Below are 16,301 nucleotides of genomic sequence, written 5' to 3'. Positions count from 1 at the left end.
AGCCGGCTCAGAAGATCTGCCAGCTAACCCAATAAGCAATCGCCGCCACGAACGCCGAAGCCGGAATCGTGAAGATCCAGGCCCACACGATGTTCCCCGCCACGCCCCAGCGCACCGCGCTCGCGCGCTGCGCGGAGCCGACGCCGACGATGGCGCCGGTGATGGTGTGCGTGGTCGACACCGGAATGCCCAGCGCGGTGGCCAGGAACAGCGTCAGCGCCCCGCCCGTCTCGGCGCAGAAGCCGCCCACGGGCTTGAGCTTGGTGATCTTCTGGCCCATCGTCTTCACGATGCGCCAGCCGCCGAACATGGTGCCCAGCGCGATCGCGGCGTAGCAGCTCACGATGACCCAGTTCGGGGGCGTCGCGTCGCTGGAGGAGGCGTAACCCGTCGCGATCAGCAGCATCCAGATGATGCCGATGGTCTTCTGCGCGTCGTTGCCGCCGTGGCCCAGGCTGTAGGCGCCGGCCGAGACCAGTTGCAGCCGGCGGAACCAGCGGTCCACGCGCGAGGGCGTGGCGCGGCGGAAGCCCCAGGCCACCAGGACCATCATCAGCGACCCGAGCAGGAAGCCCAGCACCGGCGAGACGAAGATGAAGGCCACCGTCTTCCAGATGCCCGAGGCCACGAGCCCGCTGGTGCCGGTCTTGGCGATCACTGCGCCCACGATGCCGCCGATCAGCGCGTGCGACGAACTGCTCGGGATGCCGTAGTACCAGGTCACGAGGTTCCAGCTGATGGCGCCCACGAGAGCGCCGAACACCACGTGCACGTCGACCACCCCGGGCTGGGCGATGCCCTTGCCCACCGTGGCAGCCACGCTCAGATGAAAGATGAAGATCGCGATCAGGTTGAAGAAGGCCGCGAAGACCACGGCCTGCCCCGGCCTGAGAACCCCGGTGGACACCACCGTCGCGATCGAATTGGCGGCGTCGTGGAATCCGTTCATGAAGTCGAACAGGATCGCCAGAGCGACCAGCACCACAACCACCCAGAGGGCGACCTGAACCGTTGCCATCGGTCGCTGCCCGCTTACGAATTCTCGAGGACGATGCCCTCGATCACGTTGGCCACGTCCTCGCACTTGTCGGTGATCGTCTCGAGCAGCTCGTAGATCGCCTTCAGCTTGATCACCTCGCGCACATCGGGCTCCTCGCGGAACAGCTTGCTCATGGCGCTGCGCATCACGCGGTCGGCGTCCGACTCGAGGCGGTCGATTTCCTCGCAGGTCTTCAGCGTGGCCTCGGCCACGGCCGGGTCGGCGATGCGGCCCAGGAACTTGACGGCGTCCTTCAGGCGGTCGCAGCACTTCACGCTCAGGGAGGTGAGGCGCACGATCTCGTCGGTCATGTGGCGCACGTCGTACAGCGCCATGGTCTCGGCCGAGTCCTGGATCAGGTCGGCCACGTCATCCATCGTGTTGATGAGCTTGTGGATCTGCTCGCGGTCGATGGGGGTGATGAAGGTCTTGTGGATCAGCCGGTTGACGTCGTGCGTCACGCGGTCGGCAGCGCGCTCGGCGTTGTCGACGTCGCGGTTGTACTGCTCGCGCAGGTGCACGTCGCTGTAATTAGTCACCAGTTGCTCGAACGCCCGCGCCGCCTCGACGATGCGCTCGGCGTGCTGGTTGAACATCTCAAAAAAATTCCCCTCGCGGGGCAGCAGCTTGCCGAACATGTGGCGCTCTCCTGGGATCTCGGAACTTGCCTGCCACATCCGCGTGACAGGGTGATGAAAAACCGTGCAAGTGTAATGGGAGGGCGAAGCCGGGCCGGCGGGCCGGGCTCCCGCCCCGCCGCCGGTCAGCCGCGGATGCGTTCGATGACCTGGCCTGAAACCCGCGCCAGCGCCGCGCGCGGCACCTTGTCGGGAGCGATCTCGGCCAGCGGCTTGAGCACGAAGGCCCGCTCCCGCATGCGGGGGTGCGGCAGGCTCAGCTTGGGCGTGTCCTTGACCGTGTTGCCGTGCATCAGCAGGTCGAGGTCGAGCGTGCGCGGTGCATTGGGAAAAGGCCGCTCGCGCCCGGCCTGGTCCTCGAGCAGCTGCAGCTCGGAAAGAAAAGCCTCCGCGGTCAGGCCGGTCCGCACCGCCACGACGGCATTGATGTAGTCGGGCCCCGAAGATTCGACGGGCGCGCTGCGGTAGAGCGACGAACGCGCGGTGACCACGGTGCGCTCGATGGTGCCGATGGCGTCCATGGCCGCCTTCACCGCCGCCTGGGCGTCGCCCAGGTTGGCGCCGATGGCCACGAAGGCCTGCACGGTCGGGTAGTCCTCCTTCGAACGGCGCATGGCCTGGCCGCCTCCGGAAGGCCGGGCCTGGGCCCGCTTCGCGGGTGCCGCGCGCTTGCCTGCCGGAGCGGGCCGCGGGCCGCTCTTCCTGCCGTCGCCCTTGGGCCGATCAGGCTTGTTCATGCGTCTGCGGCGCTCCCGCCGCCCTCACCACCACCTCCTGGACGCGGCTTGCGGCGGCGCCGGCGCTTGCGCGGCGCCATGGCTTCGCCGTCTGGCGGCACGGCCAGGGTCTCGACCTCGACATCGTCGTTCCGGCCCGGATCCGCGGCGCGGCGCCCTGCCGGCTCCCCATGAGGCTTCGGCGGCTTCGGGGACTGGGGCGTCTCGCGCACCCGCACGCGCTGGCGCACCTTCTGCTCCTCGCGCACCTGCTCCAGCAGGTCGGTACGGCGGGCGTCGTCGGAGGTGCTGAACTCCTGCCACCACTCGGCGATGGCCTCGCCCACCTCGCCCACGTCGGCGCGCAGGCGCATGAAGTCGAAGGCCGCGCGGAAACGCGCCTGCTCGACCAGGCTGTAGGGCGTGGAGCCGGTGCGCTTGTCGAAGCGCGGCTGCATCATCCAGATCTCGCGCATGTCGGCGGCCAGCTTGCCGCGACCCGACACGTCGCCGATGCGGGCGTTGAACACGTCGTCGATGGCATCCTGCAGCGCCGGGAACGGCGGCTGCGGGCGCTGGCCGTTGCGGCCTTCCTGGCGCTGGGCCCAGCCGTCGCGCACGTCGGCCCACAGCACGCAGGCCAGCAGGAAGCTGGGCGCCACCGGCTTGCCCTCGCTCACGCGGCGGTCGGTGTCCTGCAGGGCGGCCTTCACGAAGGGCTGGTCGGCGCGCTCCACCACCACGTCGAGCAGCGGATAGATGCCGCGGGCCAGGCCGAGCTTCTTCAGCTGCTCGACCGTCGCGATGGCGTGGCCGGTCTGCAGCAGCTTGAGCATCTCGTCGAACAGGCGGCTCTGCGGCACGTCGGCCAGCAGCTTGGTCGACTCGACCAGCGGAGCGGCCGTCTTTGCCTCGAGCTTGAAGCCCAGCGCAGCGAGCTTGGCCGAGAAGCGGATGGCCCGGATGATGCGCACCGGGTCTTCGCGGTAGCGCGTGGCCGGGTCGCCGATCATGCGCAGCGTGAGCTTCTGGGCGTCCTTGATGCCGTTGTGATAGTCCACGACGACCTGGTTGGCCGGGTCGTAGTACATGGCGTTCACGGTGAAGTCGCGACGGGCGGCGTCTTCTTCCTGCGGGCCCCAGACGTTGTCGCGCAGCACGCGGCCGCTGGCGTCCACCGCGTGCTTCATGCTCGCGAGCTCGCCCTTGCTGGTGCGCTCGTTGCCCGCCACCTGCTCGGCCGCGGCGTTGTCCATGTAGGCGCGGAAGGTCGAGACCTCGATCACCTCGTGCTCGCGTCCGCGGCCGTACACCACGTGCACGATGCGGAAGCGCCGCCCGATGATGAAGGCGCGGCGGAACAGCGACTTCACCTGCTCCGGCGTGGCGTTGGTGGCCACGTCGAAGTCCTTGGGGCGCAGGCCCAGCAGCAGGTCGCGCACCGCGCCGCCCACCACGTAGGCCTCGTAGCCGGCCTGCTGCAGCGTGGTGACCACGTTCTTCGCACGTTCGTCGACCAGGGCCGGATCGATCCCGTGGACTTCGGCCGGCACCTCCTGGCGCTTGCCGAAACGGCTCTTGCCCTGCGTGCCGCCGGCACCCTTGCCGAGCAGCTTGTCGATGAATTTCTTGATCATTGTTGGTTGGAAGCCTTGTTCGCTCTTTTATTCGTTCTCGAGCATGGAGCGGATCAGCGGAATGGTGATCGCGCGTTGCGTCTGCAGGGCGTAGCCGTCGAGCTGCGTGAGCAGCTCCATCAGGCTGCCGAGGTCGCGGCTGAAGCGGTGCAGCATGTAGTCGAGCACGTCGTCCGACAGCATCACGCCGCGCGCGTCGGCCGCCTGGCGCAGCACCGCGCGGCGTTCGCTTTCGCTGAGCACCTGCATGTGGAACACGTGGCCCCAGCCGAGGCGGGTGCGCAGGTCCTCGCGCAGCGGCAGGTCGGCCGGCGGCAATGCGCCGGCGGCGACCACGCCGCGCTGCAGCGTCTGGGCGTTGACGAACCAGTTGAAGGCCGCGTGCTGCTGCACGGCGGTGTAGAGGTGCACGTCGTCGAGCAGGACGGCGCCCCAGCGCTCGTCGAACTCGGGGGGCTCCAGCAGGCCGGCGTGCAGCCAGCCCACGCTGGCGCCCTGCTCGCCCAGTGCGACGCGCACCGATTCGAGCAGATGGGTCTTGCCGCTGCCGCCGTCGCCCCACAGGTAGGTGGGCACCGGCGAGTGCAGCGCGGGGCTGCCGGCACTGCCCACCCACACTTGCAGGTGGCGCAGCGCCGCCTCGTTGGGGCCGGCAAAAAAGGCGTCGAAGCTGGGGCCCGTCGCAATGCCGATATCGAGCGCGAGCTGTTTCATCCCGGGAAGGTTCATGGAGGGGGCCGCGAGGGCCCTTAAAATCATCAGGAATTCTATCGGCCCGGCCACCATGGTTACCGGCGCCCCTTCCGCCCCCACTCTTTGCGTCCCTCCCGACCTCGACCACCCATGACTTCCTCCACGCCCACCCCGCTCAGCTACAAGGACGCCGGCGTCGACATCGATGCAGGCGACGCCCTGGTCGACCGCATCAAGCCGCTGGCCAAGAAGACCCTGCGCGAAGGCGTGCTGGCCGGCATCGGCGGCTTCGGCGCGCTGTTCGAGGTGCCCAAGCGCTACAAGGAACCCGTGCTGGTGAGCGGCACCGACGGCGTGGGCACCAAGCTCAAGCTGGCCTTCGAATGGAACATGCACGACACGGTCGGCATCGACCTGGTGGCCATGAGCGTCAACGACGTGCTGGTGCAGGGCGCCGAGCCCCTCTTCTTCCTCGACTACTTCGCCTGCGGCAAGCTCGACGTGGACACCGCCGCGGCGGTCGTCGGCGGCATCGCCCGCGGCTGCGAGCTCTCGGGCTGCGCCCTGATCGGCGGCGAAACCGCCGAAATGCCCGGCATGTACCCGGCCGGCGAATACGACCTGGCGGGCTTCGCGGTCGGCGCGGTCGAGAAGTCGAAGATCCTCACGGGCCAGAACGTCAAGCCCGGCGACGTGGTGCTGGGCCTGGCCTCGGCCGGCGTGCATTCCAACGGCTTCAGCCTGGTGCGCAAGGTGATCGAGCGCGCAGGCTCCGACCTGCCCGCCACCCTCGACGGCAAGCCCTTCCGCGAAGCCGTGATGGAGCCCACCCACCTCTACGTGAAGCCGGTGCTCGAGGCGCTGGGCAAGCACCCGATCAAAGCGCTGGCCCACATCACCGGCGGCGGCCTGCTCGAGAACATCCCGCGCGTGCTGCCCGAAGGCACCGCCGCCCACCTCAAGAAGGGCAGCTGGCCGCAGACCGAGCTGTTCGCCTGGCTGCAGAAGGTGGCCGGCATCGACGACATCGAGATGAACCGCACCTTCAACAACGGCATCGGCATGGTGGTCGTCATCGACGCGGCCGAAGCCGCCGCCTGCGCCGCCACGCTGCGGGCCGCCGGCGAGACGGTGTACGAGATCGGCTCGATCGCCGAGCGCGGCGAAGGCGCGGCCGTCGTCGTCGGCTGAACGCCGGCGGCTCCGTCCACAAGCACCGACGAACCGAGCACGCGACGCACCGGATGGCCAACAAGCCGCAGCCCGACACCACAGCCGCTTCGACGGCCCCCGCCATCCGCCCCGCGGCCTCGCGCGGCGTGACCATCGCCAGCTACCTGCTGATGCTGGCAACCCTGCTGCTGGTGATGTGGGAGCACCTGCTGCCGGGCCTGCTGTGCGTGTGCATCGGCTTCCTCGTCACGCGCTGGTTCTCGCGCCTGCTGGCTTCAGGGTTTCAGCGCATTCCGGCACTGGCCAAACGGCCCGGAAGCGCCGACGGCTGGGCCGGCGTGCTGGCCGTCACCCTGGTGCTGCTGGCCCCCATCGCCCTGGTCACGCTGGGGCTGTCGCAGGCCCGCGAATACATCGTCGACGCGCCCGACCAGTACCGCGAACTGCTCGACTACACGGCGCGCACCGTGCTGGAGCTGCGCTCCAAGCTGCCGGTCGAGATCGCGGTCTACCTGCCCGAGGGCGCGGCCGAAGTTCAGCGCGTGATCGCCAACTACCTGCGCGCGCAGGCCGGCTCGCTGGCCGTGGCCGGACGCGCCTGGCTGCACGGCATCCTCTTTTCGTACGTGGGCCTGATCGTCGGCGGCCTGGCCGCCGTGGCGCATGCGCCGGTGCGGCGCCTGCCGCTGGCCGAACAGCTGCACCAGCGCGTGCAGACCTTCGGCGAGGCCTTCGGCCAGATCGTCGCGGCCCAGTTCTGGATCGCGGCCTTCAACACGCTGCTGACGGCCATCTTCCTGCTCTTCGTCATGCCGCTGTGGGACGCGCACCTGCCCTACACGCCGGCGCTCATCACCCTCACCTTCCTCGCGGGGCTGGTGCCCATCGTGGGCAACCTGGTCTGCAACTCGGTGATCACGCTGGTGGGGCTGTCGGTGTCGCCGGTCACGGCTGCCGCCTGCCTGATCTTCCTGATCGTGATCCACAAGGCCGAGTACGTCATCAACGCCAAGGTGGTGGGCGCGCGCACGCAGATGAGCGTGTGGGAACTGCTGGCCGTGATGTTCGTGGCCGAGGCGGTGTTCGGGCCGGCCGGGCTGGTGGCGGCGCCGCTGTACTACGCGTACCTGAAGAAAGAGCTGCAGGCGGCTCGGCTGGTCTGACGGGGCCTTTGCCGCCCCTCGAAGTCCGAATCTGATCGATTCCGGTCCGGCCGTGAGCGGACCGACGGCTGGCGGGCCAGAAGAATAGGCGGCATCATCCACTCCGCCCTCGCCCGCGAGCCCCGCCATGAAAACCTGTCTGATTGTGATCGACGCCCAGGAGTCGTTCCGCCAGCGCGCCTACTGGAACGAAAGCCAGGCGGCCCCGTACTTCGCCGCGCAGAACGCGCTGATCGAAGGCTGCGCTGCCGCCGGCCTGCCGATCGTGCGGGTCTTCCACACCGACGAGCCCTCCGACGCCGGCAACCCCTTCGCGGTCGAGTCGGGCCACGTGCGCCCCATCGGCGGCCTGGCCGCCTTCGACGCGGCCGCCACCTTCACCAAGCACCGCCACAGCGCGCTGGTCAACAGCGGGCTGGACGTGTGGCTCACGCAGAACGGCATCGGCCGGCTGATCGTGAGCGGCATCCGCACCGAGCAGTGCTGCGAGACCACCACCCGCCACGCATCCGACCTGGGCTGGGAGGTCGACTACGTCACCGACGCCACCCTCACCTTCGACATGAAGCACCCCGACGGCAGCCCGCTCGCGGCCGCCGACATCAAGGCCCGCACCGCCGCCGTGCTGCATGGCCGCTTCGCCACCGTCTGCACCGTGGCGCAGGCGCTCGAACGGGCCGTGGCGTGAACGGCATGACCCTGTGCGTGCTGATCCTCGCCTTCGACGGCGTGGAGGCGCTGGACTTCGCCGGCCCCTTCGAGGTGTTCACCACCGCGAGCCGGGTCAGCCAGCGGATGCGGCCGGGCACGGCGGCGCCGTTCGATGTCGCCTCGGTGGCCCATGCGCAGCGCGGCCAGCCCGTGCAGGCGCGCGCCGGTTTGCAGTTGCTGGCCAACCACACGCTGGCCGACAGCCCCGCTGCCGACGTGCTGATCGTCCCCGGCGGCGTGGTCGACGAGCCGATGGCCAGCCCCGACACGCTGCGCTGGATGGCCGATCAGGCAGCCGGCGCGAAGATCGTCGCTTCGGTCTGCACCGGCGCCTTCCTGCTGGCCGAGAGCGGCGTGGTGACGAACGACTCTGTCACCACCCACTGGGAAGACATCGCCGAGCTGCGCGAACGCTTCCCCTCGCTCGACGTGCGCGAGGGCGTGCGCTGGGTGGACAACGGCCACATCGTCAGCTCCGCGGGCATCAGCGCCGGCATCGACATGAGCCTGCACCTCGTCGAGCGGCTGGCCGGGCGCGAGCTGGCCGAGCGCACCGCGCGCCAGATGGACTACGAATGGAACCGCAACCCCAGCCAGCCCTCATCCGCGTAGTCTTCGTCCTCCTGCCTGACAGCTTGGTGCTCGACTGGGCCGGCCCGGCCGAGGCGCTGCGCATCGCCAACCAGCGGCTGCGCGCCATGGGCCAGCCCGAGCGCTTCGCCATCGAGTTCGCCAGCCCCCGGCCGACAGCCATGGGCTCGGTGGGCGTGGCGCTGGCCGGACTCTCGCCGCTGCCGACCACATGGGACGGCCCCGGCTGGGTCGTGCTGGTCGGCCTGCCCGGCGACGCCATCGCCATCGACAACCCCGAGACGCAGGACCTGCTGCACTGGCTGCGCGGCCTGCGCTTCGAGCGCGACCGGCTGGAGCTGGTGACGGTCTGCGCCGGCGCCGTGCTGGCCGCGCACGCCGGGGCGCTGGCGGGACGGCGCGCCACCACGCATCACCATCACCTGGGCGAACTGCGCGAAGTGGAGCCGCGCTGCGACGTGGTGAGCAACCGCGTGTTCGTGATCGATCCGCCGCTCTACAGCAGCGCGGGCGTGACCACCGGCGTGGACCTGATCCTCCACCGTATCGCCAGGCTGTGCGGCGAAGCGCTCGCGGCGCAGGTCGCGCAGACCATGGTGGTGGCGCTGCGCCGCGGCCCGCAGGACCCGGAGCTGTCGCCCTTCCTCGCCTACCGCAACCACCTGCATGCCGCGCTGCATCGCGTGCAGGACGCCGTCAGCGAGCAGCCGCAGGCCGACTGGAGCGTGCCGCGCATGGCCGAGGTGGCGCATACCTCGGCGCGGCATCTCACACGGCTCTTTGTCGAGCACGCGGGCGTCGCGCCGCTGGCCTACCTGCGGCGGCTGCGGCTCGCGACGGCGCAACTGGCGCTGGCCTCGGGCGCAAGCGTCACGCGGGCGGCGGAGCAATCGGGCTTCGGCTCCGACACGCAGCTGCGCCGCGCATGGCACCAGTTCGGGCTGCCGGGATCGCCTTCGGAAGCGGGTTCGTCTTCCCGCGCCTGACGCCGCTCAGTGCCAGACGCCCGCGGGCGCCGGCCCCGGCACGCGCAGCAGCCTGTCGTCGCCGACCTCCAGCAGCCGGTTGGCCGCGTAGCTGTTCTGCGAATCGGGCTCCAGCGCCGCGCTGACCAGCGGCGACAGCGGCTGCGCCAGCGACACGTAGAAGCTGCCCGGCTGTACCACCGCGCGGCCATGGCGCAGCCGCACCCGGAAGCTGCGGATGGCCTCGCCGTCCTCGATGGCGCCGCGCGCATCCTGCCGCTGGCCGTCGGTCTGCGAGAGGATTTCGTAGCGCTCCACCGACCACGGCGCCGCGCTGTCGATGCGCTCCACGCGCACGCCCAGCATCTGCAGCCGCTGCACGGCCACGGTCTCGCTCGAAGCGAGCAGGTAGCCGCAGGGGCGCGGCCGCGCATTGACGATCTTCAGCGGCTCGGCGGCGCGCCAGTCGACGTCGACCGCCTTGTCCTCGCCGGTTTTGGCATCGAGGAAGTCGAGCCGCTGCCGCGTCGGTGTCTGCCAGGCCTCGACCACCAGCTCACCACGGCAGGCATCGGCCTTGGCGCGCTGGCCGGCCTGCGCGGTAAGCTGCATCAGCGCCGGCCCCTGCTTCGCTGCCGTCTCGATGACCGTGGTGGCCGCCAGCACCTGCGTGTGCACGCGACGCGCGAAGTGCGCGCGCCCGAGCCCCACGCCGCGCACCTCGAGCAGCAGGCTCACGGCCTGGTGCAGCGCGCTCACGTTGCGGCCGGTGTCGGGCTGCACGCCGCCCATCGACACGGTGCGGTCGTCCGCCTTGCCGCCGGAGGTGGTGTGGTACTTGAAGCCCTGCAATCCGGCCTGCGAGAAGGCGGCCTGGATGGCATCGACGTAGTCGCGCTGCGCGCTGGTGGCGATGGCGGCGTCGAGATTGCCCACGGTGGCGGGCTGCAGCAGGCCGTCGTACTTCATGACGGCGCCGAACTTGTCGATCCAGCGGCCGCCGACGGTGAACTCGTGCAGGTCGAGCACCACCTGCGGCGCGTAGCGCAGGGTGGCCGCCGCAAGTACGCGCGCCTCGGGCGTGCGCAGCAACAGGTGGTCGCGATTCACGTCGATGCCGTTGGCGGTGACGCGGGTGAAGCGTTCGGCGCCGTCAGGGTTGCCGCGCGGAATCAATACGAGATTGACCTTCTTCAGCAGCGCCGAGCCCGGTTCGGTCGCGAACTGCTGCGCGAGCGCCAGCACCGCCTCGCCGCCCGCCGGTTCGTTCCCGTGCTGCTGGCCGATCACCATCACGGTCGGCCGGGCCGGATCGATGCGCCCCTGCTCCGCCAGCACCACCAGCAGCATCTCGCGCCCCTGCTGCGACTGGCCCAGGCGCTCGATGCGCACGTTCGGCGACTGGCGCGCCAGCCCGTCCAAGAAGGCCAGCACTTCGGCATGCGAGGGAAAGTCGGTGCGCCCGGCGCGAAAGCCCGGCGTGGCGTAGCTCACCGGCGGATCGGGAAAGCGTGCAGCAATAACGGGCGGTTCGACCCATGCCTTGGAGGGATCGAATTGCGCCTGCGCCGGAACGGCCGACAGCAGGACGAGGCCGGAGGCGCACAGGCGCTGGAGGGAGGGGGAACGCAGCATGGCTGCGCATTCTGCTCCCGCGCGGCCCTCGAATGCTTCAGATGCCGTTCAGCTCGCCGGCTGGGTACAGGCCCTGGCGCGTGCAAGCAGCAGCGCGCGCTCGCGGGTGTTGCGCGTGAGCGTCGCGGCGCGGTCGAACTCCCTGCGCGCCTCGTCGCGGCGGCCCAGCTTGAAGAGCAGGTCGCCGCGCACGGTCGGCAGCAGGTGATAGCTCTTGAGCGAGGGCTCGTCCAGCAGCGCGTCGACCACCTCCAGCCCGGCCGCCGGACCGAAGGCCATCGACAGCGCCACCGCGCGGTTGAGCTCGACGATGGGCGACGGCGTGAGCTCGGCCAGCGCGTCGTACAGCGCGGCGATGCGGCCCCAGTCGGTTTCGTCGGCGGTGCGTGCCCGGCCGTGGCAGGCAGCGATGGCGGCTTGCAGCGCGTAGGGGCCGAGCGCGCCGCCCAGCGACTCGGCACGCGCGAGCGCGGCGAGGCCGCGGCGGATGAGCATCTGGTCCCAGCGCGCGCGGTTCTGCTCCAGCAGCAGCACCGGCTCGCCCGAGGGCCCCATGCGGGCGGCCGTGCGCGAGGCCTGGATTTCCATCAGCGCCACCAGCCCGTGCACTTCCGATTCCTTCGGCACCAGTTCGGCCACGATGCGGCCCAGGCGCAGCGCTTCCTCGCAGAGCGTGGGGCGCATCCAGTCGTCGCCGGCGGTGGCCGAGTAGCCCTCGTTGAAGACGAGATAGATCACTTCCAGCACCGAGGCAAGCCGCGCTTCGAGCTCATGCCGGCGCGGCACCTCGAAGGGCACGCGCGCTTCGGCCAGCGTGCGCTTGGCACGCACGATGCGCTGCGCCACCGTCGCCTCGGGCACGAGGAAGGCGCGCGCGATCTCGTCTGTGGTCAGGCCGCCCATCACCCGCAGCGTGAGCGCCACGCGGGCCTCGGTCGACAGCACGGGATGGCAGGCGGTGAACACCAGGCGCAGCAGGTCGTCGCCGATGTCGTCGTCGAGCGCGGCATCGACCGCCTCGGCGAAATCGTCCTGCGCCATCTCGTGCTGCGCGTCGATCTCGCGGCCGATCTCGCCGGCCTTGTGCTCGGCCAGCTGCAGATGGCGCAGGCGATCGAGGGCGCGGCGCTTGGCCACCGCCGTGAGCCAGGCCGCGGGGTTGTCGGGCACGCCCGATTCGCTCCATTGCTCGAGGGCCGAGACCAGCGCGTCCTGGGCCAGCTCCTCGGCCAGGCCCACGTCGCGCACCATGCGCGCGACGGTGGCGATGATCTTCGCGGACTCGATGCGCCACACCGCCTCGATGGTGCGGTGGATGGCGGCGATGTCCGCGCGGCCCCCGCCGTGGCTCATGAATCCGTCTTCTTCACCGTCTGCATCGAGGTGAATTCGCCGGCCACCGCCTGCACGTCGGCCGGGAAGTCGTCCATCTCCTGGATCTGGCGCACCTCGATGACCTCGTTGTCGCCGCCGGGGCAGCGGCTGGCCCATTCGATGGCGGCGGCGCGCGAGGGCACGTCGATGATCCAGAAGCCGCCCAGCACTTCCTTGGCCTCGGCGAAGGGGCCGTCGACGACCTTGGGCTTGCGGCCCTTGAAGCTCACGCGCGCCCCCATCGAGGGCGGGTGCAGGCCGTCGCAGCTGATCAGCACGCCGGCTTTCTGCAGCGACTCGTTATAGGCCATCATGGCCGACACCGCCTCGACGTCGTCGGGGATGGTGCCGGGCGCGGCGGTTTCGTAGCCGTGGGGAATCATCAGCAGCATGAATCGCATGGCGGTTCTCCTTGGGTTCGGTTGTGCTGGCCGCGGCTCAGCCGGCGGCCTTGGTACGGGCCTCGGTCTCGGCACGCAGGCGGTCTTCCTGGGCGAGGAGATCGGGCGTCATGGAGTCGCCGAAGTCGGCAGCCTCGAACACCTGGCGGATCTCGATCTCGCCTTCCTGGAAAGGGCTGCGCTTGATCCACTCGATGGCCTCCTCCTTCGACTTGCACTGGAACAGCCAGAAGCCGGCCAGCAGTTCCTTGGTCTCGGCGAAGGGGCCGTCGATGACGGTGCGCCTGGTGGGGCCCTCGCAGCGCACGCGCACGCCCTTGGAGCTGGGGTGCAGGCCCTCGCCCGCCAGCAGCACGCCGGCCTTGACCAGTTCCTCGTTGAACTTGCCCATGGCGGTGAGGATTTCGGTGTTGGGCATCACGCCGGCTTCGGAATCGGCGTTGGCCTTGACCAGAATCATGAATCGCATGTCGTTTCTCCTGAAGGTTGATGGTGGTGAAGCGGCTTCGAAATCTGCCTGCTCCTGTTCACACGTCGGACGAGCGCAAGTCGGATCGACACGGCTGCGTCGATCCATTTGTAATTTTGTGTTTCAGAAATTCGACCCGGCCACGGCATTCACGGCAGGTAGCCGCAGAAGCGCAGCACATGGCCGTCGGGTTCGCGGATCGCGAATTCGCGCAGCCCCCAGGGCTGGGACGTCGGCGGCTCGATGACCGTCACGCCGCGCTTCACGTAGGCGGCGTGCAGGCCGTCGATGTCCTTGCCCACGTGGATCACGATCTCGCCGCGCCAGGGTTTCGCCTCGCGCGCATTGCACTGCCACAGCCGCAGGTAGACCGGGTCGCCGTAGCTGCGGTCGCCCTTCTTCACCCGGGCGTAACTGGGCGGCTCGCCGGCGATGAAGTCGAGCTCGAAGCCCAGCACGTCGCGGAACCACCGCGCGGCGCGCGTGACGTCCGACACCGGCAGCACCGGCTGCACGCCGTGGAATTCATGCAGGGTGCCCAGGTCGGGCGCCGGGCTCACGCCGGCCTGGGTGTTCATTTCATTCAGCTGGCCATGCGGCGCAGCGTGGCGACGCGCTCGGCGATCGCGTCGAGGTCGAGCGCGTCCTCGGCCTTCGCGAGGTAGGTTTCGAGATCGCGCACCGCCTGGGCCGTGTTGCCCTGCTCCGCATGCGCGACGCCGCGGTCGCGGTACTCGCCCCAGGCGCTGGGCAAGAGGGCGATGAGGCGGTCCTGCACGGCGATGACACGCTGCCAGTCTTCCTGCGCGTGATGCACCTCCTTCAGGTTGCGCAGCATGCGGGCGATGATCTCGCGCGAGCTGGCGGGCTGCAGGTACAGGCCCAGCGGCACGTCGAAGTCGCCCACCAGCCCGTTGCCGCGCTTGTAGGGCTCGAGCCGCTCGCTCAGTTCCTCGCGCGACAGCGACTTGCCGGTGAACGGGTCGATCACCACCTGCCCCTTGGGCAGCGTCACCTTGAGCATGAAGTGCCCCGGAAACCCGATGCCGCGCGCCTGCAGGCCCAGGCCCTGCGCCAGCTCCATCCACAGCACGGCCAGCGAGATCGGGATGCCGCGGCGGGTGCGCAGCACGGCGTTCAGGTAGCTGTTGTCGGGGTCGTAGTAGTCGTTGACGTTGCCGCCGAAGTTCAGGTCGTTGAAGAAGAACTGGTTCAGGGCGCGCAGCCGGGCCAGGGGCGCCGCGTCGGCGGGCAGGCGGCGCTTGAGGCGGGCCAGGAGCTGGTCGACGTCACCCAGCACCTGCTGCACGTCGAGGTCGGGGTATTCGTCCTGGGCCAGGCTGGCGGCGGCCTCGAGCAGCGGAAACTGGTCGTCGCTGCGGACCAGCGATTCGAAATACTCCAGGGCGGTTGGAACCTGAAAGCTGAACGTCATGTGGCTTTGTAGAGGAGCATTCAGGGAGCGTCAAGGCAGGGCACACGCGTATTGCGCGAGCGCCGCCACCGCCCCGGCGCGAGCTTTCAGCGGCGGACGAAGCTGCGCAGCCGAACGCCGACCGCCGCCAGTACGCCGAAGTAGAGCAGCGCCGAGCCGGCGACCAGTGCGGCCAGCAGGCCGATGCGCAGCAAGCGCTGCTCGCGCAGGGCGACCCAGTCGAAATGCGCCGAGCCCCACACCAGCAGGCCCGCGAGCACCGCCGTGCCGGCGATCACCTGCAGAGCGAACCTGCCCCACCCCGGCTCGGGCTTGTAGCTGCCGCGTCGGATCAGCCCGACCAGCAGCCACGCCGCATTGACCAGCGCGCCGATGGCGATGGTCAGCGTGAGCGCCGCGTGCTGCAGCACCGGCACCAGGAACACGTTGAGGATCTGCGTCAGCACCAGCACGCCCACGGCGATCAGCATCGGCGTGCGGGTGTCGTGCTTGGCGTAGTAGCCCGGCGCGAGCACCTTCACGGCCACGATGCCGACGAGGCCGACGCCGTAGCCCATCAGCGCCACGGTGGTCCGGCCCACGTCCTCGCCGCTGTAGGCGCCGTTGTGGAAGAGCACCGCCACCAGCGGCTTCGCGAACAGCAGCAAGGCGATGGCGCAGGGCGCCGACAGCAGCACCACGAGGCGCAGGCCCCAGTCGAGCAGCGAGGAATAGCGCGCGTCGTCCTTGGCGGCGCGGGCGCCGGCCAGCTGCGGCATCAGCACCACGCCCAGCGCCACGCCGAGCATGGCGGTCGGGAACTCCATCAGCCGGTCGGCATTGGTGATCCAGGTCACGCTGCCCACCGCGAGATGCGAGGCGATCTGCGTGTTGATGAGCAGCGAGATCTGCGCCACGCTCACGCCCAGCAGCGCCGGCAGCATCAGCTTGAGCACCTTGCGCGTGTTCGGGTCGGTCCAGGCGGTGCGCAGCGCCCGCAGGCTCAGGCCCAGGCGCGGCAGCAGCCCCAGCTTGCGCAGGGCGGGAAACTGCAGGGCCAGCTGCAGCACGCCGCCGGCCATGACGCCCACGCACTGCGCATAGATCGGCTCGATGCCCCAGTGCCGGAAAAGCGGCGCGCCGACCAGGATCGACAGGATCAGCGCCACGTTGAGCAGCACCGGCGACGCCGCCGGCACCGCGAACTTGCGCCAAGTGTTGAGGATGCCGCCCGCCAGCGCCACCAGCGACATGAAGCCGATGTACGGGAACATCCAGCGCGTCATGACCACCGCCGCGTCGAAGCCGGGCAGCCCGCTGGCCATGGCCCAGACCAGCAGCGGCGCGCCGGCCACGCCGGCCACGCAGACGATCACCAGCGTCCAGGTCAGCAGCGTGGCGACGTGGTCGATGAGCTGCCGGGCGCCCTCGTCCCCCGCTTCGGTCTTGCGGGCGGCCAGCACCGGCACGAAGGCCTGGCTGAAGGCCCCCTCGCCGAAGACCCGCCGGAACAGGTTCGGAATGCGGAATGCGACGTTGAAGGCGTCGGTGAGCGCGCTGACGCCGAAAACCGAGGCGAAAAGCACGTCGCGAACGAGGCCCGTGATCCGCGAGGCGAGGGTCAGCAGGGAGACGGTGGAGGCGGATTTGAGCAGGGACACGGGGGCCGAGTTTAGGCCCCG

17 protein-coding genes are annotated in these 16,301 nt (G+C 69.9%); 5 read left to right on the top strand and 12 right to left on the bottom strand.

Annotated elements, in window-relative coordinates; genetic code table 11:
• Positions 1-7: 7 nt before the first annotated feature.
• From ABL840_RS10595 to hda, 5 genes are all read right to left on the bottom strand, one after another.
• The gene (locus ABL840_RS10595; protein WP_093198664.1) at positions 8-1,018 is read right to left on the bottom strand and encodes an inorganic phosphate transporter; all 1,011 of its coding nucleotides are present in this window, start codon (positions 1,016-1,018) and stop codon (positions 8-10) included.
• 14 nt (positions 1,019-1,032) lie between these two features.
• A complete protein-coding gene (locus ABL840_RS10590) occupies positions 1,033-1,677 on the bottom strand; it encodes a DUF47 domain-containing protein (protein WP_093198661.1) in 645 nt (214 codons plus the stop codon).
• Positions 1,678-1,802: 125 nt separating this feature from the next.
• Complete coding sequence (gene folK / locus ABL840_RS10585) at positions 1,803-2,414, bottom strand: 2-amino-4-hydroxy-6-hydroxymethyldihydropteridine diphosphokinase (protein ID WP_338067624.1); 612 nt, start codon at positions 2,412-2,414, stop codon at positions 1,803-1,805.
• A complete protein-coding gene (gene pcnB / locus ABL840_RS10580; RefSeq protein ID WP_093307037.1) occupies positions 2,411-4,030 on the bottom strand; it encodes a polynucleotide adenylyltransferase PcnB in 1,620 nt (539 codons plus the stop codon). The genes folK and pcnB overlap by 4 nt, the downstream gene beginning before the upstream one ends.
• Before the next feature lie 27 nt (positions 4,031-4,057).
• Positions 4,058-4,744 (bottom strand): DnaA regulatory inactivator Hda, encoded by a 687-nt coding sequence (gene hda, locus ABL840_RS10575; RefSeq protein ID WP_240652132.1) that lies wholly within the window; start codon positions 4,742-4,744, stop codon positions 4,058-4,060.
• Positions 4,745-4,873: 129 nt separating this feature from the next.
• Between hda and purM the strand changes: the two genes are divergently transcribed.
• The 5 genes from purM to ABL840_RS10550 all read left to right on the top strand — a co-directional run bounded on the left by purM (position 4,874) and on the right by ABL840_RS10550 (position 9,347).
• Positions 4,874-5,914: a phosphoribosylformylglycinamidine cyclo-ligase gene (gene purM, locus ABL840_RS10570; RefSeq protein ID WP_093307036.1), complete on the top strand. Its 1,041-nt coding sequence runs from the start codon at positions 4,874-4,876 to the stop codon at positions 5,912-5,914.
• Positions 5,915-5,967: 53 nt separating this feature from the next.
• Positions 5,968-7,059: an AI-2E family transporter gene (locus ABL840_RS10565; RefSeq protein WP_176947626.1), complete on the top strand. Its 1,092-nt coding sequence runs from the start codon at positions 5,968-5,970 to the stop codon at positions 7,057-7,059.
• A gap of 127 nt (positions 7,060-7,186) precedes the next feature.
• Positions 7,187-7,747 (top strand): cysteine hydrolase family protein, encoded by a 561-nt coding sequence (locus ABL840_RS10560; protein WP_093307035.1) that lies wholly within the window; start codon positions 7,187-7,189, stop codon positions 7,745-7,747.
• A gap of 5 nt (positions 7,748-7,752) precedes the next feature.
• Positions 7,753-8,382, top strand: a complete 630-nt coding sequence (locus ABL840_RS10555; protein ID WP_093307106.1) for a DJ-1/PfpI family protein — start codon at positions 7,753-7,755, stop codon at positions 8,380-8,382.
• Positions 8,346-9,347 (top strand): GlxA family transcriptional regulator, encoded by a 1,002-nt coding sequence (locus ABL840_RS10550; RefSeq protein WP_093307034.1) that lies wholly within the window; start codon positions 8,346-8,348, stop codon positions 9,345-9,347. The genes ABL840_RS10555 and ABL840_RS10550 overlap by 37 nt, the downstream gene beginning before the upstream one ends.
• 6 nt (positions 9,348-9,353) lie before the next feature.
• On the opposite strand, the gene ABL840_RS10545 is transcribed toward ABL840_RS10550, so the two are convergent.
• The 7 genes from ABL840_RS10545 to murJ form a co-directional block, all read right to left on the bottom strand.
• Positions 9,354-10,961, bottom strand: a complete 1,608-nt coding sequence (locus ABL840_RS10545) for a M14 family metallopeptidase (RefSeq protein ID WP_093307033.1) — start codon at positions 10,959-10,961, stop codon at positions 9,354-9,356.
• 48 nt (positions 10,962-11,009) lie between these two features.
• Entirely contained in the window at positions 11,010-12,314 is a 1,305-nt protein-coding gene (locus ABL840_RS10540; RefSeq protein WP_093307032.1) for an RNA polymerase sigma factor, read from the bottom strand.
• Positions 12,311-12,736 carry a YciI family protein gene (locus ABL840_RS10535; RefSeq protein ID WP_093307031.1) on the bottom strand — a complete coding sequence of 142 codons (426 nt, stop codon included), beginning with the start codon at positions 12,734-12,736 and terminating at the stop codon, positions 12,311-12,313. Before ABL840_RS10535 ends, ABL840_RS10540 begins: the two co-directional genes overlap by 4 nt.
• Positions 12,737-12,773: 37 nt before the next feature.
• The gene (locus ABL840_RS10530; protein ID WP_093307030.1) at positions 12,774-13,205 is read right to left on the bottom strand and encodes a YciI family protein; all 432 of its coding nucleotides are present in this window, start codon (positions 13,203-13,205) and stop codon (positions 12,774-12,776) included.
• Between the two features lie 149 nt (positions 13,206-13,354).
• The gene (locus tag ABL840_RS10525; protein ID WP_093307029.1) at positions 13,355-13,783 is read right to left on the bottom strand and encodes a bleomycin resistance protein; all 429 of its coding nucleotides are present in this window, start codon (positions 13,781-13,783) and stop codon (positions 13,355-13,357) included.
• A gap of 5 nt (positions 13,784-13,788) precedes the next feature.
• Entirely contained in the window at positions 13,789-14,640 is an 852-nt protein-coding gene (locus ABL840_RS10520; RefSeq protein WP_093198623.1) for a SirB1 family protein, read from the bottom strand.
• An 86-nt stretch (positions 14,641-14,726) separates the two neighbouring features.
• Positions 14,727-16,280 carry a murein biosynthesis integral membrane protein MurJ gene (gene murJ, locus ABL840_RS10515; protein WP_093198621.1) on the bottom strand — a complete coding sequence of 518 codons (1,554 nt, stop codon included), beginning with the start codon at positions 16,278-16,280 and terminating at the stop codon, positions 14,727-14,729.
• Positions 16,281-16,301 lie beyond the last annotated feature (21 nt).

The sequence above is a fragment of the Variovorax sp. NFACC27 genome (assembly GCF_048301545.1).
Lineage (GTDB): Bacteria > Pseudomonadota > Gammaproteobacteria > Burkholderiales > Burkholderiaceae_C > Variovorax > Variovorax gossypii.
Note: the sequence above shows the minus strand (reverse complement) of the source record. Positions and strands in the feature narration are given on the sequence as shown.